This window comes from Enterobacter sp. Acro-832, from assembly GCF_011752745.1.
Lineage (GTDB): Bacteria > Pseudomonadota > Gammaproteobacteria > Enterobacterales > Enterobacteriaceae > Enterobacter > Enterobacter quasiroggenkampii.
In genome coordinates, this window is the sequence record NZ_VWWX01000009.1 from 21,470 (window position 1) to 47,187 (window position 25,718).

Here is a 25,718-nt window from a genome sequence, read left to right on the forward strand (position 1 = left end):
GGACTACAAAATGACGACAAATATGTATGCGTTATCGCGTACCGAGCGCGTGTGGCTGTTATTCAGCGTGACGCTGCTTGTGTCCGCAGCATTCTATGGGGTACTGGCCCACCGGGTGGTCAGCGTCCTGGACCGTCCTGAACTGACAACCTGTCTGCAGGACTTTCCGGTGCTCCTGCTTATCTCGCTGAGCATCGGTTTTTTATTCACCGTCACCGGGCTGTACGTCTGCCGGCAGACCCTGGCCAGGAAACCCCGGGAGGAGATTGCATGATTAAGGCTTTGATAACAGCCGGTGCCGTTTTCGTTGGAGGACTGACTGCACTGACGGCTCAGGCGGACGTCAACGGCGATCTGAACGGCTTCTTCAATAATCTGGGCTACAGCGGCAACGTGACTCAGGCGCAGGCCTGGCAGGGGCAGGCGGCCGGGTACTTCTCCGGCGGCTCAGTTTACCTCCGGAACCCCGTCAAAAACGTCCAGCTGATCTCGATGCAGCTGCCTTCCCTGAACGCCGGCTGCGGCGGTATCGACGCCTATCTCGGGTCCTTCAGTATGATTAGCGGCGAGGAAATCCAGCGATTCGTGAAGCAAATCATGAGCAACGCTGCCGGCTATGCTTTCGATCTGGCACTGCAGACGATGGTACCGGAGCTGAAGCAGGCTAAAGACTTCCTGCAGAAGCTGGCCAGTGATGTTAACTCCATGAACATGAGTTCGTGCCAGGCAGCTCAGGGCATTATCGGTGGGCTGTGGCCAGTGACGCAGGTTTCCCAGCAGAAAATCTGTCAGGACATTGCAGGTGAAACCAACATGTTTTCCGACTGGGCGGCTTCCCGACAGGGCTGCACCGTTGGAGGACAGGGCGACAAAGTCACAGCTAAGGCAGGGGATGCTGAGAAGGATCAGGTGCTGAAGAACAAAAACCTTATCTGGGACACCCTCAGTAAGAATGGTCTTCTCGGCAACGACCGCGCGCTGAAGGAGCTGGTAATGAGTACCGTCGGCTCCATCATTTTCAACAAGAATGGCGATGTGACAATTCTGACGCCACTGGTTGATAACCGCGATTTGATTAAGGTTCTGATGCGCGGGGGAACGGCGAAGGTCTACGGATGTGATGAATCCACTCTGTGTCTGGGACCTGTTGTCACCAATCTGACGATTTCTGAGTCCAACGCTCTGGTCACTCTGGTTAAAAACCTGATGCTCTCAATGCAGAACAAGCTGGTCGACGATACTGCGCTGACCGATCAGGAAAAAGGCTTTGTGAACACCACCTCTGTACCGGTGCTGAAGTATCTGACTAACGCCCAGAGTATGGGGATGAGCGCCACGTACCTTCTGCAGGTTTCCGACTTCATTGCCCAGGACCTGATGATTCAGTACCTCCAGGAGCTGGTGAAACAGGCAAGCCTGTCTCTGGCTGGCAAGAACTTCCCTGAAGAAGCTGCCGCAAAACTACGCGACAACATTATTCATGCGCAGGGACTTCTCGCCGACATGAAGCTGCAGTCCGCAGCTGATCAGAACGCGCTGGACGGTATCGACCGCAACATGCAGTACCTGCAGCAGCAGGTATCCACCATTGTTTCAGGCTCCTATCAAAGCAACTATCACTGGGGTGATCGCTGATGCTTGAGATATACACTATTTATGGCGGGGGAATGTGGAAAACGGCGCTGGACGCCGTAGTCACCCTTGTCGGTCAGAATACTTTCCACACATTAATGCGTATTGCCGGCACCTTCGGGGTGCTGGCCGTACTGCTCACTTTCATCAAACAACGTAACCCGATGGTTTTCGTCCAGTGGCTGGCGGTCTTCATGATCCTGACATCCATCCTGCTGGTACCGAAACGCTCAGTGCAGGTCATTGACCTGTCCGATCCAGGTGCAGTCTGGGTTACTGATAACGTACCGGTTGGCCTGGCAGCCATCGCGTCGCTGACGACCAGTATCGGGTATAAGATGGCGTCTGTTTACGACATGCTGATGGCCAGACCCGACTCGGTGACCTACAGCAAAACCGGGATGCTGTTTGGCTCGCAGATTGTGGCGGAAACAAGCGATTTCGCTACGCAAAATCCGGAGCTGGCTCAGATGCTGCCGGATTATGTGGAAAACTGTGTGATCGGCGACATTCTTCTGAATGGTAAATACACCATCAATCAGCTGCTCAATTCCACTGACCCGCTGACGCTGATAACCAGTAACCCAAGCCCGCTGCGGGGCATCTTTAAGATGACCTCCACTTCACGCCAGTTCCTGACCTGTCAGCAGGCCGCAACGGAGATACAGAAGCTGGCCAATACCGACGTCAACCCGGGCAGTGCGACGTTTACCTGGCTGACGAGAAAGGTCTTCGGCAACAAGCTGAATGGCGCGACGCTTCTGGCCAACGCTATGGGGGAAAGCTACGGATATTTTTATTCCGGTGGTATGACTGCTGCGCAGATCATGAAGAACAACATCACGAACAGTGCAGTACGGCAGGGGATCAAGGGATTTGCCGCTCGCTCATCAGACACGGCTAACCTGCTTAATCTGGCCACCGAGAACGCGGCTACAAAACAGCGTCTCGCCTGGGCTGCAGGTAACGAACTGGCGACCCGCACGCTGCCGTTTGCACAGTCCCTGCTGATGCTTATCCTGGTGTGCCTGTTCCCGCTGATGATTGCGCTGGCCGCGTCGAATCACACGATGTTTGGCCTGAACACCCTGAAAATATACGTTTCCGGGTTTATCTATTTCCAGATGTGGCCGGTGATGTTCGCCATTCTTAACTATGCCGCCAACTACTGGCTGCAGAGCCAGTCCGGGGGCACGCCCCTGGTGCTGGCCAACAAGGATGTGGTTGCGCTGCAGCATTCGGACGTGGCGAATCTGGCAGGGTATCTGTCCCTTTCCATTCCGGTGCTGTCGTTCTATCTAATCAAAGGTGCTGCGGCGATGGGTTCTCAGGTGGCAGGGAGTGTACTCAGCTCGGGCGCCTTCACGTCAGCTGGTGTGGCAGCAACCACAGCGGACGGAAACTGGTCGTTTAACAACATGTCGATGGACAATGTCAGCCAGAACAAGATGGATACCAACCTGATGCAGCGTCAGGGTCAGCAAACCTGGCAGGCGGATAACGGCTCCACGCAGACTCAGACGGCCGGTGGCCATACGGTTATCGACGGCTCGGGTGCAATGTCGAATCTGCCGGTGAACATGAAGCTCAGCCAGCTGGCCAGCAGTGGTTTCCAGGAGTCAGCCCGCCAGTCGCAGGTTCAGGCGCAGACGGCGCTCGATGGCTACAACCACAGCGTCACCAGTGGCTGGTCACAGCTGTCCCAGCTTTCTAACCAGACCGGTACCAGCGACAGCCTGATCAAAGGCAGCGAAAACAGCCAGGCCACTAATGCAACACGCGGTGCTGGCATGATGTTGTCTGCCGCTGAAAGTTATGCGAAAGCGAATAACATCTCGACGCAGGAAGCCTATAACAAACTGATGGATATCAGTAATCAGGGGTCTATATCTGCAGGCATTAAAGGAACGGCCGGAGGGGGGCTTAATCTGGGCGTTGTTAAGTTAGGTGCTGAAGGAAGTATATCAGGAGATTTGCGGCATTCGACGGGCAGCTCAAGAGGAATCCAGAATTCAGATTCCCATTCGCAAGATATGCGGCATGATCAGAACAGCCAGGCAGTTAATGACTTCCGCCAGGGTATGGATATGGTTAAAAGTAGCCGTATCACCGATGGCGCGAATCATTCAGAGAATGCTGCAAGCAGTAATGTTCAGCAGCTGGCTGCAACGCTTAATGATGCTGAAAGCCAGTACCATCAGTACACCACCAGTTCGACGCAGAGTAGCGAGTTCAGCAGGATGGCCACCGTTGCTCAGAACCAGAGTGCAAGCCTCGATACGAACTATACACAGGAGTTTGTGGACTGGGCGGCCAATAAATACGGCGATAAGGCACAGTCCATGCTGACAAGTGCGCCGTCGGCGCGCGAAGCGGCGATGGAGTTCGTAAATGAACGGCTCAAACCAGAAATCATGGGGGATTATCAGCAGGGGCGTTCAGATCTTACCAGCGGTCAGGAACATGCAGCATTCAGTGGGGAGCATATCGTTCAGCCAGCGCGTGGCAGTCAAGAGGTATCAGGTTCATCTGGTCATGATGCTGGAGTCAGTTACAGCTCTCAGGATGGCGGTGCTCATAGATCGGGAGGTGTTGGCAGTGCCCAGGCTTACGGAACGACTCAGGGCGCTGAATATGGAGGCCCGCAGGGTGGGAATTATTCTGCCAGAACAGACGATTCTGTTTCGCCGGGTATGGAGCAGTCAACTGTTCATCAGGGACAAGCAGCCGGACAGAGAAGCAGCTCGGGTAATATCACCTCTTCGGCAGGCATGGTTGTTGCCGGTGGACGCACCACTGCGGATGAAAGAACCGGCCACATTGCAGAATCGCACCCGGAGTTCCATCATTCAGGAGCCATTAGGGAGAAAGGAAACACGTATGGCCAGGAGAGTGAAGTTACTCATAGCCGTTCAGGAATTAATGTTGGCGGCGAAAAAATACGTGGTGATGCTATGCAGGAGTCCTTCAAAGAAAATCAGGCTAAGTTGCATGAACATTCCACGCAGGGTTTTGGTCACAAGAATGAATTACAGCGCCGAGTGGCGGAACAAAGATCTGAAAATGAGCATAAAATCAACGAATCTGCTGGAGAAATTGATAAAAAACAATCCACTGTTCAGGCATCCAGTGATATCCTGAAAGGAGAAAACTTAATCGGTCAAGGGCGATTCAAGCTTGGTCGTGCCGAAGCTGAACTGGATCAATCAAGTAAACTCAATCCGTTTAATGATCTCCAACCAGATGAACTGCAACAGAGAGTGGCAGAATTAAGGAAGAAAACTGGAGGGTAAAATGAACAAAAAAGTAAGTGCTTATTGTTGTTTCATTCCAATCGGCATTTATGCAGCTTATTCTTTAAGCATGCAGGTACTTTTTGACGTGCCATTTATGGCTAAGAGCATGCTCTTATCAATTATCCCCAGCGCTATCTATCTGCTCTGCTTTTGGAAGTTACGAAGCAGCAAAAGAGGGATGGGTTTAAAAGCAACTATCCTGAGTAACGGAGTGCTTGCAGTCTTGCTAACCTTCCTGATGGCATTTGTAGGTAATGATACAGAAAGTGCTTTAATAGCAGGCATAGCTGTTCACTCGTTAATAGCTTTTATCCTAGTGGGAGCAGTATTGCGGCCTATTACTTACAAGGATAATACCCTTCTTAAGGATGAAGATAATGGGCGGATATACCTTATCCGGAACGGGATAGCTCATGTGTTACCAGATAATGAGGCTCAACGTCTTAACGCTAGTGACAACAAAATTATCAGCTTTTCAAGCAGCCAAATGAGTATCCAGGATGCCGGTATAACCCCTGTTCCTTTAAATACTTCCTTCAACGATTCGTTCAGTAATGGAATAACGGTGAACCCAGCATCAGGAATGCCAATGGTTGGTGGCATCTCTGGCCTGGATATACACGGAAACAGTTGGGGAACAAACTTTAACGAACCTTCAAATACGTATGACCCTAACCGGGGATACTGAGAGTAAGGGGGCAATGGCCCCCTTAATTTTTGTAGTAATCTAAGCCAATCATCTATTTAACCTAAATTCCCTTTCAAATCAGCCGATAACGTCTCTGTTAGCTATATCTCGCTAACGGGGACGTTTTTCTATGCACAGGATGAATTCATGAAATTAAAACAATTAGCCGTTGTAGGTCTGATCGCTTCTACTCTCGCTCTGTCAGGCTGTGGCGCCATGTCCACTGCGGTGAAGAAACGTAATCTTGATGTCAAAACCCAGATGAGTGAAACCATCTGGCTGGAACCATCATCAGAGAAGACTGTTTATTTGCAGATCCGTAATACCTCTGACAAGGACATGTCTGGTCTGCAGGCACAAATTACAAATGAACTGGCCGCGAAAGGCTACCGCGTCTCCAGCTCTCCGGACACGGCCTACTACTGGATTCAGGCAAACGTACTGAAAGCTGAAAAAATGGATCTGCGCGATGCACAGGGGTTCCTTAAGACCGGGTATGAAGGTGCGGCAATGGGTGCGGCACTGGGCGCGGGTATTACGGCGTATAACTCGTCGTCAGCTGGCGCAACGCTGGGTGTAGGGCTGGCCACCGGGCTGATTGGTATGGCTGCAGATGCAATGGTTGAAGACGTGAACTACACGATGGTGACCGATCTGCAAATCTCCGAGCGCAGCAAAGCGGCCGTCACTACCGACAATATCGCCGCCCTGAAACAGGGCACGTCAGGTATTAAGCTGCAGACCAGCACGGAGCAGGGCAACCGTGCTAAATACCAGACTCGCGTGGTATCCAACGCCAACAAGGTGAATCTCAAGTTTGAAGAGGCGAAACCTGTCCTGGAAGCGCAGCTGGCCAAGTCCATCGCCGGCATCATGTAATACCTGCGGCTGCGGCGATCGTCGCAGCCGTTCTCCCGCACAGCTGATTTTTAACCGTGCTCATTCCGGGCAGGGTGCGTCAGTGCTTTCTGTCAGTTACCAGTAATTACGCTTCCTCGCATGACTGCGCCTGGCGCAGCCCTGTCTGCGGCGAGCGTTGCGTCCTTAATTTCAAAGGAGTTCGTCCATCATGATGCATCAGATATATGAACGTGCAGATTACTCAGCTGAATTCTGGTCGCTTATCCATCTGGAAAGCGAGCTGATGGTGGCGAAAGCCTATCTGAATGTATTTGCTTCACTTCCGGAGGGGCAGGGTATGACCATCATTGCTGGCTGGGCTGGCTATGAATTCACCCTTTATGATCTGAAACCTCAGGAATGGCATTCAGCGGTTTATAAGGATGTGGCCTCTTCAGTCCGTTCTCTGGCCGCATGTATTAATGAACAGGACTGGGAGGACGGGTGCCAGCAGGCCAGATATGAGCTGAGCCTGATGTAATAAACCGGCGCTTTACCCTCGCGATACCACGTTTTACAGCAACCTTTTCAACTTTTCTTCTCTGATAACACACATCACCGCGCAGGTGATGCGATAACGGCCGGACAACACTCTATGAGCTTCGCAGGAAAAAACCTCACCCAGGGCGGGCAGATGACCGCCTACCGCTGGCGCATGTTCATTCAGGTGAACAACTGGATAGGATTCTGGATCTTCATCCTGTTCGCCGTGCTGACTACCGCCATTTTTCTCTGGCGAATTCCACAGGAAGCCCTTGATAACGGCTCCCTGTGGTGGTTCGCCAGTATCAACAGCAGTTTTATCGATCTGATGCCGGCAACGGGGACGCCAAAAATTTACGACGTCCACTACTGGTATGCGCCAACGGCGACGATGATGGTGCTCAAAATGACCCTGCCGCAGATCTATGCGGACCCATACATGCAGGCTATGGGTGACCAGTGCCTGACTGAGCTGCAATGGGCGGCCGGCGCCAGTGGGTTGTTCAGTATGGTGGTGTTTATCGCCGTGACATGGTTTATCGCCAATATCGGTCGTAAGGAAAGTGAAGACGAATACATTTCCGGTATGCAGCTGACCGACAAACCTGCTGAAGTGAATAAGCTGCTGCGTAAAAACGGTGAATTGTCCGATCTGCGGGTGGCTGATTTACACATGGTTAAACGGGCTGAGGTAATGAACTTCCTCATGCATGGCACCATTAACGTGGGTAAATCAACCATCATCCGCTGGCTCCTGGACTACATACGCAAACGTGGTGATCGGGCCATCATCTACGACTCCGGCTGTACCTTTACCGAAACCCATTACAACCCGTCCACCGATTTCATCCTGAATGCCCACGACGAACGCTGTGCCAACTGGCAGATGTGGGGTGAGTGTATTGATGCAGTCGATTATGACAACCTGGCTGCCAGCCTCATTCCGGTGGAAGGGGAGTCCGATCCATTCTGGGTTTCAAGTTCACGGACCATCTGCGCTGACCTCGCGATACGTATGTCGGTTGACCCGGACAGGAGTATAGAGAAGTTTCTCAAAACCCTGCTGTCACTCAGCATGAAAAGTTTACGTGAATATCTTGTCAATACGCCTTCAGCCAACCTGGTTGAGGAGAAGATCGAGAAAACAGCAATCTCCATTCGCTCGGTGGTGACCAACTACGCCAAAGCGCTGCGGTTTCTTCAGGGGCTGGATGACGGCACCAAACCACCTTTCACCATTCGGGAATGGATGACGCAGGAGCGTTATGACAACAGCTGGCTGTTTATTTCCACTCAGGCCCGACACCGTAAGAGTGTGCGACCACTGATTTCACTCTGGGTGTCACTGGCCACATTGTTACTGCAGAGCATGGGGGAAAACAGCGAGCGGCGCGTATGGTTCATTCTTGATGAAGCCCCGAGCCTTCAGCGCATCCCGGAACTGGCTGAAACGCTGGCGGAAGCGCGTAAGTTTGGCGGCTGTTTCGTGCTGGGGATGCAGAACATGGCGCAGCTGGTTCACGTCTACGGCCGCGAGCTGGCTAAAAGCATTTTCGACCTGATGAATACCCGTATGTACGGTCGTTCGCCGAGTGCGGAGATGGCCAAAGTGGTCGAAGAAGAACTCGGTAAGCAGCGTACGCGCAAAATCCGTGAATCAAACAGCTACGGTATGGATCAGGTGCGTGACGGTGTGTCCCTCGGCAAGGACGAGGTCAATAACCCGATTGTCGACTACGAGCAGATCATGCGGCTGCCAAACCTTAACTTTTATGTGCGTCTTCCAGGCGAGTATCCGGTCGTTCGCCTGAAGCTGAAATACCGTCCATTCAAAAAACGTCACGCTGGCCTTCTCGAGCGCAATATCCGCGATGCACTGAGTCCGGAGCTGGAGAACGTTATTAAGGAGAATGAGCGCGCAGCGACAGCGGCAGGTCTGACGTTCCCGACCGGTGACGAAGTGCTGGAGAAGGGTAGCGACACATCATCTGTAGCTGGCGCTCCTGCTCCGGTTTCGTCTGCAGGCGCATCCGGCTCTCCGGCGACATCGCCCGTCGAAAAAGTGGCTCATGCCCGAATGGAGGAGCCGAAACCATCACGCAGCGTTGCACCTGAACAGAAGTCGGTACCTGCCAGGGAGCCCGTCACATCGCGAGCAGCGCCAGTGGTACCGGAAGTCGTAACTGAAAATCACAGCACGGTGACAGACCCTGTCACCGAAGACAAAAAAGACAACGTCGTTTCACTTCGGTCTTCTCCTCCTTCAGTAACTCGTCAAAAAGAGACTGCGCCCCTCAAACCGGAAATACCTGCAGCACTGCAAAAAATCCGCAGCAGAACCCAGCTGGATGCTCCCTCCGAGCCAGCTGCAGTCGGCGCGCTGGGGATGCTGAAACGGCGGCTCAATACCGGAGCCACCTCAGGCGAAGAAGAAGATCAGGCCAACGAGAATGCGGGCGAATCAATGAACCTGGATATGAAGGTGACAGCACTGCCAGACGGCGGCCTGAGTCTGACGACGGCTGGGAAGTCAGTGACACCGCAGACCCCGGATGAAGCACACCGGACGAGCCGGCAACTGGCGAAGGAAGAAGAGAACATTTTAATTCACCGTCACGCGGACGATCCGGGTTACGACGAAAACGACCATCACTATTACGACAGAGAGCATGACCTATGATGTCAGTCGCCCCAGTAGCGTCAGCCGGCGAGGCTGCAGGCTACTACAGCAATTCCGATAACTACTATTTTCTGGGCAGCCTGCAGAGCCTCTGGATGGGGGAAGGTGCAAAAGAGCTGGGCCTTGAGGGCAACGTCCGTGGCGATGACCTGACGGCCGTGCTCGAGGGCCGTCTGCCGGACGGCTCACGGCTGGGCAAGGAGGTTAACGGACAGCACGTCCACCGCCCGGGCCATGACCTGACCTTTTCCGCTCCCAAGAGCGTGTCCATTCTGGCGCTCATTGGGAATGATAAAGAAATGGTGGAAGCACATAACCATGCCGTCCGCGTGGCGGCTGGCTATGTGGAGAAGCTCATCTCGGCCCGCGACACGAAAGACGGCGTTACGTCCATTGTACACACCGGCAAGATGGTGGCGGCCGCCTATACGCATGATACCTCGCGCAATCTTGATCCTCAGCTGCACACCCATCTCCTGATTGCCAACATGACGGAGTATGCGGGCAAATGGAAAGCCCTGGCCACGGACTATATCCATAACGCCGGCTTTATCGAAACCGTCATGAAGCACCAGGTCACGCTCGGCAAAATCTATCGCAGCGCGCTGCGCGAGCGGGTTGAAGCGCTCGGTCATGAAGTGGAAGAAGTAGGTAAGCATGGCATGTGGGAAATCAAGGGCGTTCCGGAAGAAGTCAGGGACGAGTATTCCTCACGGGGCCGGGAAATTCAGGGGGCCGTGGGGGCTGAAGCCACGCTGCGCAGCCGGGATGTGGCCGCCAAAGACACCCGCAGGGCGAAAGTCGACCCTTCGAGGATGCGCCTGATGGAACGCTGGCTGGGCCAGATGAAGGAGAAAGGATTTGACCTGAAGGCGTATCAGGAAAGCGTGGTGCCGCGTGATGCAGGTCTTCGTGAGACCGCGCCTCAGCCGGAGCGAGATCACCAGGCTAAAGCGGTTCCCGCCGTGCCTGAACAGGCTTCTTTGCAGACGTCGTCCAGGGCAGAAAAGAGCGTCGATACACCAGCTCAACCCGCAGAACGGGAGAGTCTCTCCCGTCAGCCAGTACCACAACAGACTGACACGCTGAGTCAGCCGGCACAGACCGGTCCCGAAAAGACGCCGGTAACCAGGAGCTTTCCTGCAGCGCAGCTGGACACTGAAATACCCCGCCCGGAACTGACTGAGGCTGTCCGGCTGGCCATCTCGCAGCTCAGCGACAGTAAAACGCGCTTCACCTTGGGCGAGCTGATGATGACCACCGCTGAGCTGAGTGAACGGCTGCCGGAGATTAAGGATATTCGTGTGGCCATCGATGCAGCGCTGAAGGACGGCATGATTGTGCCGCTGGACAGTGAAAAAGGGGTTTTCACCTCCCGTATTCACCTGCTGGATGAACTCTCGATCCAGGCGCTGAGTCAGGAGCATCTCAAATCCACAAAAGTCGTCAGTTTCACCCGCCCGGCGCAGTACGCGCCGGCGGCGCTTGAAGTTGTGGAGAAGGACGCCCTGGTTCTGATGAATGCCCCGTCAGGCGTGGCGGGCATCCGTGACCTGACCGCGCAGCTGGCTGGTATTGCCGGCGCGAACGGTCGTGACGTGCAGGTGCTGGCCAGCTCTGCCGAGCGCGCCATTTCGCTGGCAAAATCCGACGATTTGCGTGAACGGATTATCAGCCGGCAGCATGTTCTGAGCGGTGATTTCCACCTTAAACCCCAGAGCACGCTGATTATCGAAGGGGCAGAGCGTCTGGGGCTAAAGGAGACGTTGGTTCTGCTGGGCGAAGCGCGCGCGCAGGACGCACAGCTCGTCTTTCTCGACAGTGCCGGACGGCAGGCGAACGGTAACGCCATGTCCGTTCTGGAGTCCGCGGGAGTTGCTCGCTCCCGCCGCACGGAGCCTGCGCCCGGGCTTGAGGCCGAAGTGGTCAGTATTCCGAACAAACGCGACCGTTACGAGGCGCTGGCCAACCGGTTTGCAGAGCTGAGCGGAGGAACTGATAACGTCACCGCCGTCGTGGTCGGCAAACGTGAACAGGCGCAGCTGACGGGTCTGGTACGTGAGGCGCTGCAGAACGCAGGGCAGCTGGGGCGTGACGGCGTGGAGATAGAGGCCCGGCAGCCGGTGTGGCTCGACAGCAAAACGCGCCGCATGCCAGGTTCGTACCGTCCCGGCATGGTGCTTGAAGATCGCACGGACGCAAAAGAGCGTAAGTCCTATGTGATTGACCGGGTGCATGAGGACACGCGAGTCCTCTCGCTAATCGACGGTGACGGCGTGCTGACCCGGATGAAAATCGGGGATATCAGCGCTGACTGGCGTCTCTTCAGCCGTGAAACCCTCAGCGTGGCCACCGGCGAAAAACTGCTGTCCGTGGCGGGTGACCGCGAGCACAGCCTGAAGGCCAAAGATCGTCTTGAGGTGACCGGGATAAGTGAAAAGGGGATTGAGGTTAAACGGGGGGAAGACACCCTGACTCTGCCAAAAGACCAGCCGCTCTATCTGTCACATGCTTACGTGACCGCGCCGGGCGGACGGGATAACGACACCGGTGTGGTGCTGGCCGCGCTGAACAGCCGCGACATATCGACCCAGACCATGAACTCGCTGGCACAGAGTGGCCACCGGGCGGAAGTGTTCACCGCCGAAGTGCAGGACCGGGCTGAAGCCCGGCTGCAGCGTATGAAGACCAATGCCTCTCCCGTGCAGCTGGTCAGAAATCTGAGCGGTCACCAGGACGTCAGTCAGGCGGTTGATTCACTGCATGACAGCGTCAGGACTGACGCGGGCCTGGCCGTCTGGCGTGCCATTAACGACCAGCGCACCGTGGTGATCAGCGAGCTTAAGCTGGCGACGGAAGCGCAGAAATATCATCCCGACCTCGAAGCCATCGGGAATGAAATTGGCGCGATGATTAAAAATGGCGAGCTGTTGTCCGTATCCGCAGGGGGAGAGCCGGTACTGGTGTCCCGGTCCACCTGGGAGATGGAGAAAGCCATTCTGCGCGTGGTGGAGGAAGGGAAAGGTACGCAGCAGCCGTTGCTGGAACAGGTACCGGAGGCCGTGCTGAACGGACTCACCGATGGCCAGAAAAAGTCGACCACCCTGGTGCTGGGTACCACGGATCAGTTTATCGGGATTCAGGGCTATGCCGGCGTGGGGAAAACCACGCAGCTGAAGGCGGTGATATCTGCACTGGAGACCCTACCGACGGACGTTCGTCCGGTGATGACGGGGCTTGCTCCTACGCACCAGGCGGTGAAAGAAATGAGCGACGTCGGTGTCCGGGCGCAGACCATCAAATCCTTTGTCGTTGAGCATGACCAGGCGACGGCCGCAGGCGGGAAACCTGACTATAAAGGACAGGTGTTTCTTATCGATGAATCATCAATGGCAGGCAACCAGGATACGGCGGCATTGTTCCAGGCCATTGCCAGCGGCGGCGGACGTGCAGTCTCGATGGGGGATATCGACCAGTTTGAAGCGGTCGACGTGGGCGCGCCGTTTAAGCTGATGCAGGAGCGAAGCCCGATGGATGTGGCCATCATGAAGGAAATCGTCCGTCAGAAAGACCTGCAGTTGCGCGGCGCCGTTCACGACATCATCGATAACCGGATCGATGCGGCCCTGCAGCGCATTGAAACCCAGCCGGCTGACCGTGTGGCGCGTAGCGCTTCAGCCGCGCTCCCGGAAAGTGCGATTCAGGAAACGGAGACGCCTGTTAACGACATCGTGGCGGACTGGACGGGCCGGACGCCGGAGGCGCGGTCCCGTACGCTCATCATTGCGCAACTGAACGCCGACCGTAAAGCGATAAATGCCGGCATTCATGCCGCGCTTGCAGCGCGGGGAGAACTGGCGGAGAAGGCCATTAAGGTGCCTGTGCTCGATAAAATCACCCATACGCGCCATGAGTTCAACAAAACAGAGGCCTGGGAAGCAGGGATGGTGGTTAAACGCGGTGACCGCTACCAGGATGTGGTGGCTGTTGACCGTAACGGCAGAACGGTGACGGTACGTGATGAGGAAGGGAAGATTGCTCTGATTTCACCGAAGGAGTTGATCACCGGTGACGTGCAGCTGTTTCGCCGCAGCGAGATGGAAGTCCGTTCCGGCGATCTGCTTAAGTTCACGGCGACCGATCGCGAACAGGGGCAGATGGCCAACCAGCGCTATACGGTGGAGTCGGTCAGCGAGGAGGGGAATATCCGTCTGAAAGGGGAGAACGGTCGCGTCACCATCAATCCGGAGAAGGTCCGGGCGCAGCAGCATATCGACTACGGCTGGGCCGTCACCGGCTACGGCGCACAGGGGGCCAGCAGTGATTATGTCATTGCGCTTGAGGGCACGAAAGACGGACGTAAGGCACTGGCTTCCCGTCGTGCCTTCTACATTTCAGCCTCACGCGTGAAAGAGCACGTCCAGATATACACCGACGGGAAAGCGGACTGGGTTAAGGCGGTAAAAACACCGGAGCGTGATATCAAAACTGCGCACGATGCGCTGGCACCGGAAACGCAGCGCAAACAGGCGAAAGCCATCTGGGCAATGGGGCAGCCGGTGAATAAAACGGCCATCGGTCGCGCCTGGGTGCGCCATCAGGGCATGCAGGATGCGTCACTGACGGCAAAAATCATCCCGGCCACCCGGCGCTTTCCTGAACCGGCGCTGGCGCTGCCGGTTTATGACAACAATGGCAGGAGTGCGGGCCTGGCCCTGGTTTCCCTGGTTTCCAGCCCGGAAGGACGGATGACTCAGGGGGCGACCCGAATGGTCATGACAGAGCGTGCCCGTGGCGCCGTGCTGCAGCGGAGTCAGTCCGGAAACACGATTGTGGCCAGCGACCTAACGGCTGCACTCGATGCAGTACGAAATCATCCAAAGGACGGCGTGGTCTGGCAGACCGGTGATGAACCGCCTTCAGCATGGCTGCTTAAGGTAAGCGGTGGGACAAAGCAGGATGTGTCGCCGGGTATTGTCTCCACGCTGACGGACGAACAGAACGTACAGCAGCTGCGCGAGCAAATGCTGGCAGACCAGGTTCGCAATGAAGAAGCCGGACGGAGCAGGCAGCCGGAGTCGTTGCTGGCGGAAGTTCCACAGGAAGAGGTGATCAGACTGAAACCGGAAGACATTAACCCGCGTAAACCGGAACCACTCAACCCGGATGCGGATGTGATCGCCAGGGTCAGAGGTGAGGAAAACACCGATGGACAGGAAATAAAAGCCGCTGCAGGCGTCAGAAGCGAGCTGGAAGGTGCTGACAAGACCGCTGGTGAACAGTCGCGGGCATCGCGTGTGATTGCAGATCTGGCAAACGCTGAACGAGACATGCTCAGGGCGGCAGAAAATACTGAACGCGGCCGCACGCTGGAGCGTGAAGAACAGACCCTCACCCGAACCATTCAGAAAGAACGTTAATCCCCCTTTTAATCATGAGAATCAGGCTATGAAAGCAAAAAAATTAGCAGCATTAATAGTTACAACATACATTGGCTTTATTTCAATGGCACACGCTTCGGCCCCTCAGCCCTTATTCAGCCCAGAGCAGGAGGCACGTATCGGCGAAATCGCTGCTGACTACCTGGTGTCGCACCCGGAGATACTGGTGACGGTCAGTCGTAAGCTGCAGGAACAGCAGGAGACACGTAAGCAGAAGATGTTTGCACTCAGCGTGATGGAGAATCAGGCGAACCTTCTGCATGATCCGGACACACCGGCTTACGGACCTGATAATGCAAAGGTCGCGGTGATTGAATTCTTTGATTACCAGTGCGTGTTCTGCAGCCGCTTCGCGCCGGAGCTGGAGAAGGTCATGAAAGCGCAGCCGGACGTCCGCTACCTCTTTAAGGAGTGGCCAATTTTTGGAGGTCGCTGGGAAGCTTCACTTCAGGCAGCGCAGCAGGGGCTTACGGTCTGGCAAAAGAAAGGGCCGCAGGCCTATGTCACCTATCACAATGCCATCTACGCCACCGGTCATAATGAAGGCAAACTGACGGCGGAGGATATTCACGGAGCAGCGTCAAAGGCGGGACTGACCACCCCAGCTCCTGGCGACCATACCGCATCCCTTGAGAAAAACAGTAACTTGGCAGAGGCACTGGGACTCACCGGAACACCGGGGATCATCGTCATGCCCGTTAGCGGAGCCACGCCGGACACCATCACGGTTTTCCCGGAAGCCGTTTCTGCGGAGAAACTACGAGCCGCCATCAATAAAGCGTCTTCAGCTAGGTTAATGAATAGTTATAGAATTCGTTAAATTAACGATTTTAACATATTGATTATCATGAATTTTCATAACAACAGTAGAATAAGTTCTACAGGAGTCGTGAGGGGCGCATTTCGATACCACGGTACCACGGATTTGAGAATGAGATGGTGTAGAACGCTGGCTACTGTAGTCTGTTTAGCCTTGAAATCCCTAACATGGCTACCAACGAAAGACGGTGAATCTTGCCTAGGTGTACCAGAAGGACATCTAGACGCATGTAACACTCAGCAATGCACAGCACATCAAAATTCTGAAAAGTATGGCATTTTTAGATGTTCAATAGCTTACATTGAGTTATCATTAACTAGGATTTCACTAAATGTGGATTATTATGAAAATTTCACTAAGCAATGTAGGATCTATAAAAGGGTCTTCAATAGAAATTGGTGACCTGACGGTTATTGCCGGAGAAAATGATACTGGTAAAAGCACATTCGGGAAAGTGCTTTATGCAATCATTAAATCTTATAACACTTATTATATTGAGAGAAATAGGCTCAACAATAGAATATTGATGTCGAACTTTAAAGAGATAGTTGAGGCAACAAGATACCTCTCTATTAATTTGGAACAGCATCATCTGAATAAAGTTCATTCAGCGCTACTAAATCTTCAGCAGTCTATTGTATTTAATAAAGATATCGATCTTGAAATAAAAAACCTGCATGACATTATCGACCTACCTATGAAAGGAGGGCAGGAGATTTTTCAAAGCGAAAAAATGAACGAAGAGAAAAACACTCTTAAAGATGTGGTTTATAAGTTCTATCACAATTATACTAGAACTAGGAATAGTGATTTTGATGAAGACCGTTACTGCAAATCATCTCATGATATTCTTAGAAGTGAATTCGTAAATAAGATCGTTTCTAACAAAGAACAAACGGCATCTATAACTATAGATTTCATTTCAAGTTCTGAAAGAAAAAGTTCTTTCCAAATGTCATTCAATGACATTAAAGTTGAAAAACATAATTTGGTAGGTGTCGATAACTTTAACTTTAAAGACGTGACATTTATAGATTCACCAGCAATATTGCAATATTATCAGTTGATGAGCGCGTTCCCAAACGACAAACTTTCAAGTATGAATATACCACATCATACGATCGATGTTTTGTCTAAACTCAAAACCTCTAAAATTAAATCAGACTCTGGTTATAACCTTAAAATCATTGACTCATACGATGGAGGAATGATAATAAATGATGATTTGACTCAGTTTTTCTTTAGAAAAAACAATGAGTTGATACCATCAAATAACGTAGCCTCTGGTGTTAAAGCCATTTCTATTATTGAAATGTTATTTGAAGGCGGGAATATTAATGATAAATCAATAATTATTATTGATGAACCAGAGACAAACTTGCATCCAAAATGGCAAATTGAATATGCTAAATGCATTTGCAATTTGGTTAATAAGGGTTGTAAATTCCTAATTACAACTCATAGCCCATACATGATTGAGGCTTTCAAAGTATACTCTTCAGAAAGCAAAAGAGTGAAATTTTATTACTCGAATAAAAATGACGGTAATGTCAAGTATAAAGACTGTCATGGAGATATACACGAAATTTTGGAATGCCTTTCCAAACCATTTGATCAAATCATGCTGGATTCTGGTAATTATGACTATTAATGAGAAAATCATTTATGACTCGCTTGTAGAAGAATTCAAAGGTGACGTAAGAAGTTTTCTACCGCTGACGGAAATGAGTCGAAATGAGGATAATAATAAAGATTTTGTCATTAGCGATTTTGAAATGTTTAATTTTGATTGTTTTAACGCTATGGAGTATGGTGTTAATCCACAGCCTAAAGGTAAGGAGAAAGAAAAAACTCCAGATGGTCTTCATTATAGAAATGAAACTTTATACTTTATTGAATTCAAAGAAGGTCAAACTAATAAGTTAGAAATAAGAATGAAAATTCATGAGGCACTGCTTGGTATTTATAACTATGCAGTATGCAGCAAAGGGATTATTAGCAGAGAGGATTTTTTTAACCTTCGAATTTCGTATTCAGTGATTAAAAAGGGTGACAGAAAATCTCTATCTAATCCATTCTATAAGCGCATATATATTACCACTAACTTTTTTAACCTAAAATCTATGAACGGCTTTTTATTACAGAAAACTCATGTCTTTGTGGATAACCCGGATATTGAAAGGTTTTTACATACGGTAACTGAGGGTAAATGTGCCCCATTGCATTTTGCTTAATAAGCTTATAATTCAAGTGGTTACATTATATAATGTGAGGGAAATTGATTTTAACGCAACATATCAATTAAATTTAATTTTTCGCATGCAGCACGCAACCGCTCGTGGGCACGGAGATCATACTGCTGTGTAGTGGTGACGCTGGCGTGGCCCATGGCGTCTTTGACCGTAATTAAATCCTCACCATTATCCAGCATGGCTGTGGCAAAGGTTCTCCTTAAATCGTGCGGCGCGCATTTGGCTATCCCGGCCTGGCGCTGGCGTACCTGCAGGACATGGTACACCGTCTGGTCGGTCAGGCGGTCGTTCGTCAGGGTGTCAAATCGGCGAATGCGGGTGAACAGCGGCCCAACTTTTTCCCCCCGAACCTCATCGATCCACATCTGCAGGCGCTGCCAGGTGCCGGCCGGCATGTAGGCCAGACGTTCCTTGTTGCCCTTACCCAGCACACGTAGTGCCTGCTCATCTGTTACAACGTCACTCAAATCCAGCCCCACGGCCTCAGAGCGACGCAGGCCGCAGCCGAGGATAACAGCCAGCATCGCCGCATCGCGAATGCCGATACTGGAATTATCTGCCTCACATGCACCAAACAGCGCCCGGATCTCTTCCGGCGGCAGGGCGCGGCCGCGCGGGAGACGGCTGCCGCGCAGATTACGCACCGCCCGGATGTGCTGGAAGCTTTCCACGTCCATCAGCCTGAGCATCCAAGCTTCCTTTGCCACCCCTTTCAGCGCCGAAAGGTAGGTGTTGACGGTGGCCGTGGCCCGGCCGGTGTCGCGAAGCAGTTCGGTCACGGCCATCACGTGATGGCGCCGCAGGCTGCCCCAGCTGCAGGCATCCAGGGAGCCGGCGCCGAGCAGTCCGGCAACAATATTGAGAAACGAGGCCATGGTCTGCCGGCTGCGGGGCGAGTTCAGCGAAAGCAGGTAGGCCCGGGCGGGGCTGACCGGAGCATTCTCACCGGACAGCGCCGGCAGGAATTCCATACCGGGTGACATGACGGCTGAGGGCAGACTCAGCTCCGGTTCATCGTCGGGCATCAGGATCATGTCGGGCTCCGTCCGGGCCGGAAAGGGACCGGCGCGCTGCGTGAAAAATCGAGGTAAAGGATATGGTCTGAGCGTACCGCAGATAGTCTACTTTTTCAAAGGTACATTTTAACAAGTAGAAGAAACTGAACCATTCTTCGGACATTGCCGCGCGAACAGCTGTTATCGGTCAGATTCGGGTAGGTGCCTGTACGCTGTAACGCTGCTAATTTATCAGAACCGCTATAATAAAGAGGAAGGCTAATAATGAATCAAAAATGGAAGACAATGTTAATATCAGTATTAACACCGTCTGGCATCATATCAGGGATCGCACTGACAGTTCTCTGGGGGTATTTCAGTCGCCTGGACAGGTTGGATGTTTTCTTTGAGGTCATGAGTATAAAAAGTATTTTTGTTCTGGTTTTCGTCGCTGCCACACTCTCGTTAGCGTTTCTGTTATTCATTTTTTTTGTGATCTCGCTGTTTATTCCTCTTGTAATTCCACAGGATATAAATAATTTGCCTGGTTATGAAAAAATACAAAATAATTTTTTAACAGTACTGATGATTGCCGGTTTCCTTCCTGTAATTTTTATTTATATTTTTTACTACGTTTTAGATGTCAGTCAGACCTTTAAAGCTTATTCCGGCTGGATATCCATGATAAGTATCGTTCTGATGGCTATAATTATTTCCGCTCTGATGACCAGAAAACATCTTGAGCAGGATTTATCATTTAAAAACAGCACGATAAAGTGGGTTCGTCGGGGGCAGATTTATCTGTTAATCCCAGTGTGCATTGCCTTTCTTGCTCATTTACAGGTTTTCCCGCTTGAGATAGTGTTCAGAAATATCAGTGCACCTGATGAGAAAGTTAACTTCTGGACACTAACAGGGGTGGCCTTCATTTGCTACATGTTGTATTTCGTGTCACTGTTACCGGGTCTCGTATATCTTCGAATGGATGCAAAAAGTAATCTCCAGAAGAAAATAACCACTTCCCTTATCGCTTCATTGATGGTTTTATTACTGATATCTACAAAAATCACTGTGGTTCCGGTAATTTTTACACATGCAGTCATCAAACTTTCTGGAATAAGTGACTTCACTGCTCACAGTTATATCATTAAATCTGATGAATATCCGGAGGAGTTTTTCAGAAACTCGCTCTGGAAAAAAAATTCAATTAAGCCGGATAAGTATTACTCAGTCCGGGCTGTGTCCATGTTTACAACCAATCAGTTTAATCTCCTTTGTCCTGAAGAAATCATGGAGGCCTACCGTGAGAGCTGGAAATTTAATCCCTGGAATGCGGAGTTCGATAACGATGTAAGGCGGAAGCTTCAGAAAAAAGCTTCTTACTGTGTACCGGTAGCAGCATCATCTTTAAAAAGATGGGATGTTCCTTTATAAGAGTAAGCTCATTAAAACTGCGGCTGGTTATTGAACGAAACCGGTCGCATATCAATTTACTTTTATCAGATCATCTGTCAATATAATAATTTAGTTTCTAATTGGCCGGAGTTTCCAGAACAAAGCGGGCATTCAGTTGACGCAAAAACTGAAATGTATTTATACAGGGAACGCCAAACTGACGGCATATATTAGGGACTTTAACTTTTTTCGTTCCGTCACTCAGGAATGCTTCATGAGTGACGACGACTGCGCCTGTAGTTTTAGCTTTGGCAATTATCCACGGATCCGCTTTTGCGAGAAAATTATCTCTGTTGCCTGCATTATAATTTCCATCCATCACTGACTGGACGAGTTCAATATAAACAGACTGGGTTTCATCGTCATCATTTTTAATGAAATGTTCAGGACGCGACTTGACCCACTCTGCCAGTTCGTCATTGCCATCTCTTAATTCGCGTCCAATCATATCAACACTGCAGATGTTTCCCAGTTCAAACTGAAGATCAAGCCAGTGCCAGTAAGCAGGGCAGATATCCATCCCATAATACTGATTTTTTGCCTGAATATATGTATTGGCATCCAGCAGATATCTCATACACCAAGTTCCTTAGCAAATACAGGGATTTTAGCGGGTTTTATCCCATCAAGCAGAGCGCTGGCTTCCCGCAGAAGAAGCTGGCCACTCAGGGCCTGTCCGACAACAGCACGAGAAAACGGCTGGCTGATTTGTGCCTTTTTGGTCCGGTAATATCCAGGACCTCCGCCTTTTTTTTCTCTCTCCAGCCATTCTGCTTTAAGGCGCGCAATATAACGGGCATATTCCTCATGGGTTATAAAGCCCATTGTCAGCGCCCGGCGGGAAATGACCCAGCGGCTGACTCTGAATTGTTGTTCAAGTTGACCCAGGTTTTCTTCCCAGTAATCTATGTCTGTTCGCCAGGACCGGACGAATTCATCTGCCGGTACAAGAAATTCAGCAGCCACGGCATTGCACAGGATTTCTTCCTTACGTGATGTCCGTGCATCCCCGTCCGAAATACCGGGCTGGCCGATCCATATATGACTCAATTCGTGGATGAGAGTAAACAGTCTTGCTCCAGGAGCATCCGCATGATTGATGAATATGACTGGGGCATAATCATCAGTAAGAGCAAAGCCGCGAAATTCTTCAACCCTTAAGGGGCGGGTAAAATGTCCCAGGCTGGCCTGGCGCATAACTAAAATGCCGAGAGATTCAATACGGTTAACTAAATCACGGTAATATTCATCGCTGTGCCCGCGTTCAGGAAACAACCTGACGTCGAGTGCCTGCCGCATATCCTTTACGATAGCATCAGCACTGTGTCGTACAGATAAGCGGCCAACATAAGGATTAGGGCTTTCCAGCTGTTGCCGGAGGTAATCACTGTACCATTCCTGTCGCTGCTGCATCAGTTTAATCAGGTCCAGAAGTTCAGCACTCGGCTGTTCTACTGGCCGGCTGTCCTGAGTCCGTAAATCGGGAATAGGTAGGGACTCAACAGGGGGATCCGGTAAAAACAGGTACCCGAAGGGAATATGAGATTTTTCAGCAATAACCATTGCCTGGTTAAACGTTACCTGCTGTTCACCGGATTCCCACAGGCTCAGGCGCTCCTCGGTCACGGAACATTTGGCTGCAAATACGGACAAAGAATAACCCGCGCGCTGTCGCGCCCACGTTATCATTGTATGGTTTATATTCGCGGTTGCCATGCGTTTTCCCTCTGACTTGAGCCACGCCGGAACAGCACGCAAGTCGTAATAATTTTAAGCATAATCAAAGTAATCAAGGATTCGTAGTATTTTCTTGGTTTTAAACCTCGTCAATACAAATATTCATCACATATTTGATCTTATCATGAGAAATTTGATAGAAAACTCCAGCGATGCTCACAGCCATCAATCAGGATGAGCTATCAGGCACAGATCCGACGCTGACACAGCTGACGTTCACGCGTCGACAGTAACTTGAGGGAGATCCATAATCCAGTTTGTGTCATCAGTTACGCACTGTCTATTTATCTAAATTTAGCTACTACACAACGACTTCGCATAACAAAGATTATGTTAAATATAATAATTTAACTATTTTAAATCAATGAGTTATTTGCATGTTAAGTACTCCTCAAGAATCTAATATTCTATTGCGGGAGTTTGAGGAACAAAGTCCGCTCCTGGGTTTGCGACGCTTTAAAGCCATGGTGAAGATAAAAGCTTTTAGCCTCTTCAGTCAGAGCATGAACCATGATCGCACGGACACCAATATTTTCTGCGACCCGATAACAGCGCAATACTGCATCGTGCAGTAAATCAGCACCAAGCCCTTTTCCTCTGAATGACACATCGACAGCCAGGCGTGCAAGTATGATTACGGGGATCGGATCAGGCATATTGCGCCTGAGACTTCCCGTAGCTTCCACATGGTTAACGCTGCCGGTGGCCAGAGAGTAAAAACCGACTACCTGCTCAGTGTTTGTTTTACAAACAACGAACGTTCTGGCGGCACCAAGGGACTGGTTTTTTAACCCTCTCTGCTTAAGCCAGTCATCGAGCACCACCTCTCCGCTGACGAACTCAGCCAGCTGATGAGAGCTGGATAATGGTACCGGTGCTGTTACACGTCCCACTGAGGTTTCCTTGCCAGGAGTTTCTTGATGGATGCATCATCCTCAACCGGCGCATCGAGCATATCGATAAACTCAGCATACTGCTCATCGTTAAAATTGAATACGCGACGATCGAGGATCACATTCTCCGCAGCCTGACAGGCCATTTCAAGAATAAAATCCGTACGCGATTTATGGAGGATCTCTGCAGCAGCATCGATAAGTGCTCTTTGAGACTCCTTGGCTCTGAGGTTGAGCTGAACATCTGATTTCATGAGTGCGCTCCTTGTATAGCAATTGCTTTACAAGCATATCATAAGGAAGCTGTATAGCAAATGCTACACAAATTTATCTAAATGCCGTTAGGATACTAAAGATCCAGCTTATAACTACTGAATTCAAAGCCCTGCCTCTAAATTTTTCTTCACTGCCTGGCTTACTTAACAAACCCAACTTCCTGACATTGCGGCGAGCACTGCCGATTAAAAGTCACAACTGGAGAATTAGCACGCATACAATCGACGGTAATCTGGTCATACATCTGGAAAATTTTGTTGCGAAAAGGTAGTATCCCGATCGTCAGCGATCGTCTTGTGGTGGGACAGATTGTTGATTCAGATTACTTTTGTGACCAAACTCAAACTGACGGTTTGACTGCTTTGTGGTGAGGCAGCCAGGTGGCAGAAGAAGGTTTTACGGAAGAAATGCGGACTTCCGGAAACAAACAGGGACAGGACGTGTCCAGTAAAACGTTCAGGAGCAGGTGACGGGATTTCCCGGAGCCTGAATGCACAAACCCCCCGATATCTGTCATCAACTTGGCGGAAGACACAGGTATCAGGGGGTCCAAAAGCAGGCGCGTTGCCTGTGAAGGATTATAACGCATGCACCACATAACACAACACCCGGCCGCCATAAGAACAGGCCGCCGTGAATGACAACCAGGTTTCTGTTCACTGGTCAGATCTACCGAAAGATGAGCTAGCCCGTTTCTGGCAGGATGTCGATGCCGGCACTCAGGGTAATTTCCTCATTGCACCGGTCAAAAAACTGACCCGCCGCAAACGCGGTGAGCATTCCACAAAAGCCAAATGTGAGAACCCGGCCTGGTATCGCCCGGAGCATTATAAAAAGCTCTCCGGACAGCTCGGTCATGCCTACAATCGCCTGGTAAAAAAAGACAAAGAAACCGGGCAGGTCAGCCTGCGCATGCATGTTTCTCGTCACCCTCTCTATGTCGCCGGCCGCCGAAAAGCGGGACGTAAATATGGCTTCCGTCCGGAACGTCAGCGCCTGCTCGATGCGCTCTGGCCAGTGCTCATCAGCTTCTGTGATGCCGGCAAGCATACTGTCGGCATGTGTATCTCCCGTCTGGCAAAAGAGCTCAGTGTAAAGGACGCCAAAGGCAATGTCATTCCTGAAACGGAGGTGACTGTATCACGCCTTTCACGGCTAATTGAGGAACAGGTACGGTTTGGCGTTCTTGGCCTTGCGGAAGAACGCACCTGGGATCGTGAATCCCGCTCCTGGCTGCCAACGTATGTCTATATCACCCCCGTGGGATTCCAGATGCTGGGCGTCGATATGGACAAGCTGTTTAAAGAGCAGGAAAAGAAGCTCCGCCAGAGCGCCGAGCGTGAGCAGCTGATCCGGCAAGGGGTGATGAGCGAACATGATGATGTTCAGCCCCACTCCGCGCGGAAATGCTGGTCTGGCCGTAAGCGTCGGGAGGCACTCGTTTACCGCCGCAAAAAAGGCGCGGAACGTAAGCGTGCCAACAATCTTATTAAGCTGCCGGCAGATGAACGACTCCATGCAATGTCTGAATGGATTTACCGCAACCTGCCGCCTGACGAAGCGTACTGGTGCACATCTGAGCGCCTGAAGGATCTGGCCATCCAGCATCTTTACCAGCTGGATCTGGCGCTTTCTCCACCGGACTAGTTACAGACGACACAACAGTTTTTTCTGTTTACAGGCCCCTCACCGGGGCTTTTCGTGCTGGTTTTTTTCGGCCATTCTGCTCATTTTTCATCCTTCATTCCTTTCTCCTTCCGGTCACCATGACGTTCTGGCGGTCGTTATGGCCCGCAATGGCCAGTGTCTCTTTTTTTTACACAGGAATCCGCAAACGAATAAGTGAAGTAACCCGGAAATGAATAAAAAAAATTCCGCAAAACAGTCTTACTTCACCTTTTTTATCCCTCTGTTCATTACATTCCAGAGCAGATCTTTGTCTTCGGCCACTTTGTGGATAACGTAAATTGCCTTCGCATGCAGCGGCCTCAAGGCCGCGCGCTCAGAACAAAATCAAAAGTTCCTCCCGTCGCAAGCGCCGGGCCCTATTCTGGCCAGAACCCAACACTGCATACTTACCTGACCCCTGCTAAACCGACGCCGCCCCGGCCCGAAGGGCCGGAACACCCTCGCTTTAAGATGGATGTTGTAACTAGAAATCAAAGCAGCT

General features: G+C 51.2%; 18 protein-coding genes. 13 read left to right on the forward strand and 5 right to left on the reverse strand.

Going from position 1 to position 25,718, the window contains the following annotated elements; genetic code table 11:
- Nucleotides 1-10: 10 nt before the first annotated feature.
- The 11 genes from F3J31_RS21255 to F3J31_RS21305 all read left to right on the forward strand — a co-directional run bounded on the left by F3J31_RS21255 (nucleotide 11) and on the right by F3J31_RS21305 (nucleotide 18,174).
- The gene (locus tag F3J31_RS21255; RefSeq protein WP_167215208.1) at nucleotides 11-274 is read left to right on the forward strand and encodes a hypothetical protein; all 264 of its coding nucleotides are present in this window, start codon (nucleotides 11-13) and stop codon (nucleotides 272-274) included.
- Nucleotides 271-1,635 (forward strand): conjugal transfer pilus assembly protein TraH, encoded by a 1,365-nt coding sequence (gene traH / locus F3J31_RS21260; RefSeq protein WP_167215211.1) that lies wholly within the window; start codon nucleotides 271-273, stop codon nucleotides 1,633-1,635. Before F3J31_RS21255 ends, traH begins: the two co-directional genes overlap by 4 nt.
- The gene (gene traG / locus F3J31_RS21265; RefSeq protein ID WP_167215214.1) at nucleotides 1,635-4,925 is read left to right on the forward strand and encodes a conjugal transfer mating-pair stabilization protein TraG; all 3,291 of its coding nucleotides are present in this window, start codon (nucleotides 1,635-1,637) and stop codon (nucleotides 4,923-4,925) included. Before traH ends, traG begins: the two co-directional genes overlap by 1 nt.
- A gap of 1 nt (nucleotide 4,926) precedes the next feature.
- A complete protein-coding gene (locus F3J31_RS21270; protein WP_167215217.1) occupies nucleotides 4,927-5,616 on the forward strand; it encodes a hypothetical protein in 690 nt (229 codons plus the stop codon).
- A 147-nt stretch (nucleotides 5,617-5,763) separates the two neighbouring features.
- Complete coding sequence (gene traT / locus F3J31_RS21275) at nucleotides 5,764-6,495, forward strand: conjugal transfer complement resistance protein TraT (protein ID WP_032641144.1); 732 nt, start codon at nucleotides 5,764-5,766, stop codon at nucleotides 6,493-6,495.
- A 190-nt stretch (nucleotides 6,496-6,685) separates the two neighbouring features.
- Nucleotides 6,686-6,997 (forward strand): hypothetical protein, encoded by a 312-nt coding sequence (locus F3J31_RS21280; RefSeq protein ID WP_167215220.1) that lies wholly within the window; start codon nucleotides 6,686-6,688, stop codon nucleotides 6,995-6,997.
- Nucleotides 6,998-7,111: 114 nt separating this feature from the next.
- On the forward strand, nucleotides 7,112-9,679 hold the full coding sequence (gene traD, locus F3J31_RS21285) for a type IV conjugative transfer system coupling protein TraD (protein WP_167215224.1): 2,568 nt from the start codon (nucleotides 7,112-7,114) through the stop codon (nucleotides 9,677-9,679).
- Nucleotides 9,676-15,099 carry a conjugative transfer relaxase/helicase TraI gene (gene traI / locus F3J31_RS21290; RefSeq protein WP_167215227.1) on the forward strand — a complete coding sequence of 1,808 codons (5,424 nt, stop codon included), beginning with the start codon at nucleotides 9,676-9,678 and terminating at the stop codon, nucleotides 15,097-15,099. The genes traD and traI overlap by 4 nt, the downstream gene beginning before the upstream one ends.
- A 28-nt stretch (nucleotides 15,100-15,127) precedes the next feature.
- Complete coding sequence (locus F3J31_RS21295; protein ID WP_167215230.1) at nucleotides 15,128-15,940, forward strand: DsbA family protein; 813 nt, start codon at nucleotides 15,128-15,130, stop codon at nucleotides 15,938-15,940.
- A 343-nt stretch (nucleotides 15,941-16,283) separates the two neighbouring features.
- A complete protein-coding gene (locus F3J31_RS21300) occupies nucleotides 16,284-17,591 on the forward strand; it encodes an AAA family ATPase (RefSeq protein ID WP_086527908.1) in 1,308 nt (435 codons plus the stop codon).
- Entirely contained in the window at nucleotides 17,581-18,174 is a 594-nt protein-coding gene (locus F3J31_RS21305; protein ID WP_086527890.1) for a hypothetical protein, read from the forward strand. The genes F3J31_RS21300 and F3J31_RS21305 overlap by 11 nt, the downstream gene beginning before the upstream one ends.
- 50 nt (nucleotides 18,175-18,224) lie before the next feature.
- Here the strand turns inward: F3J31_RS21305 and F3J31_RS21310 are convergent, their stop codons facing one another.
- Nucleotides 18,225-19,226 (reverse strand): tyrosine-type recombinase/integrase, encoded by a 1,002-nt coding sequence (locus F3J31_RS21310; RefSeq protein WP_086527891.1) that lies wholly within the window; start codon nucleotides 19,224-19,226, stop codon nucleotides 18,225-18,227.
- A 246-nt stretch (nucleotides 19,227-19,472) separates the two neighbouring features.
- Between F3J31_RS21310 and F3J31_RS21315 the strand changes: the two genes are divergently transcribed.
- Entirely contained in the window at nucleotides 19,473-20,621 is a 1,149-nt protein-coding gene (locus F3J31_RS21315; protein ID WP_167215233.1) for a hypothetical protein, read from the forward strand.
- Nucleotides 20,622-20,718: 97 nt separating this feature from the next.
- On the opposite strand, the gene F3J31_RS21320 is transcribed toward F3J31_RS21315, so the two are convergent.
- The 4 genes from F3J31_RS21320 to F3J31_RS21335 all read right to left on the reverse strand — a co-directional run bounded on the left by F3J31_RS21320 (nucleotide 20,719) and on the right by F3J31_RS21335 (nucleotide 23,526).
- Entirely contained in the window at nucleotides 20,719-21,219 is a 501-nt protein-coding gene (locus tag F3J31_RS21320) for a DUF4411 family protein (RefSeq protein ID WP_167215236.1), read from the reverse strand.
- On the reverse strand, nucleotides 21,216-22,358 hold the full coding sequence (locus tag F3J31_RS21325; protein WP_167215239.1) for an XRE family transcriptional regulator: 1,143 nt from the start codon (nucleotides 22,356-22,358) through the stop codon (nucleotides 21,216-21,218). The genes F3J31_RS21320 and F3J31_RS21325 overlap by 4 nt, the downstream gene beginning before the upstream one ends.
- Before the next feature lie 428 nt (nucleotides 22,359-22,786).
- Nucleotides 22,787-23,272, reverse strand: a complete 486-nt coding sequence (locus F3J31_RS21330; RefSeq protein ID WP_167215242.1) for a GNAT family N-acetyltransferase — start codon at nucleotides 23,270-23,272, stop codon at nucleotides 22,787-22,789.
- On the reverse strand, nucleotides 23,260-23,526 hold the full coding sequence (locus F3J31_RS21335; RefSeq protein WP_167215245.1) for a DUF1778 domain-containing protein: 267 nt from the start codon (nucleotides 23,524-23,526) through the stop codon (nucleotides 23,260-23,262). Before F3J31_RS21335 ends, F3J31_RS21330 begins: the two co-directional genes overlap by 13 nt.
- Before the next feature lie 655 nt (nucleotides 23,527-24,181).
- On the opposite strand from F3J31_RS21335, the gene repA reads away from it, so the two are divergent.
- Nucleotides 24,182-25,195 (forward strand): plasmid replication initiator RepA, encoded by a 1,014-nt coding sequence (gene repA, locus F3J31_RS21340; protein ID WP_167215248.1) that lies wholly within the window; start codon nucleotides 24,182-24,184, stop codon nucleotides 25,193-25,195.
- The last annotated feature ends 523 nt before the right edge of the window (nucleotides 25,196-25,718 follow it).

Bases quoted from the DNA above. Each gene is read 5' to 3' on its own strand.
- F3J31_RS21280 (WP_167215220.1), top strand. From the start codon at position 6,686: ATGATGCATCAGATATATGAACGTGCAGATTACTCAGCTGAATTCTGG.
- F3J31_RS21305 (WP_086527890.1), top strand. From the start codon at position 17,581: ATGACTATTAATGAGAAAATCATTTATGACTCGCTTGTAGAAGAATTC.
- traI (WP_167215227.1), top strand. From the start codon at position 9,676: ATGATGTCAGTCGCCCCAGTAGCGTCAGCCGGCGAGGCTGCAGGCTAC.
- F3J31_RS21315 (WP_167215233.1), top strand. From the start codon at position 19,473: ATGAATCAAAAATGGAAGACAATGTTAATATCAGTATTAACACCGTCT.
- traD (WP_167215224.1), top strand. From the start codon at position 7,112: ATGAGCTTCGCAGGAAAAAACCTCACCCAGGGCGGGCAGATGACCGCC.
- F3J31_RS21320 (WP_167215236.1), bottom strand. From the start codon at position 21,219: ATGAGATATCTGCTGGATGCCAATACATATATTCAGGCAAAAAATCAG.
- F3J31_RS21310 (WP_086527891.1), bottom strand. From the start codon at position 19,226: ATGATCCTGATGCCCGACGATGAACCGGAGCTGAGTCTGCCCTCAGCC.
- F3J31_RS21295 (WP_167215230.1), top strand. From the start codon at position 15,128: ATGAAAGCAAAAAAATTAGCAGCATTAATAGTTACAACATACATTGGC.
- traH (WP_167215211.1), top strand. From the start codon at position 271: ATGATTAAGGCTTTGATAACAGCCGGTGCCGTTTTCGTTGGAGGACTG.
- F3J31_RS21335 (WP_167215245.1), bottom strand. From the start codon at position 23,526: ATGAAATCAGATGTTCAGCTCAACCTCAGAGCCAAGGAGTCTCAAAGA.
- F3J31_RS21255 (WP_167215208.1), top strand. From the start codon at position 11: ATGACGACAAATATGTATGCGTTATCGCGTACCGAGCGCGTGTGGCTG.
- traG (WP_167215214.1), top strand. From the start codon at position 1,635: ATGCTTGAGATATACACTATTTATGGCGGGGGAATGTGGAAAACGGCG.
- F3J31_RS21300 (WP_086527908.1), top strand. From the start codon at position 16,284: ATGAAAATTTCACTAAGCAATGTAGGATCTATAAAAGGGTCTTCAATA.
- F3J31_RS21270 (WP_167215217.1), top strand. From the start codon at position 4,927: ATGAACAAAAAAGTAAGTGCTTATTGTTGTTTCATTCCAATCGGCATT.
- traT (WP_032641144.1), top strand. From the start codon at position 5,764: ATGAAATTAAAACAATTAGCCGTTGTAGGTCTGATCGCTTCTACTCTC.
- F3J31_RS21325 (WP_167215239.1), bottom strand. From the start codon at position 22,358: ATGGCAACCGCGAATATAAACCATACAATGATAACGTGGGCGCGACAG.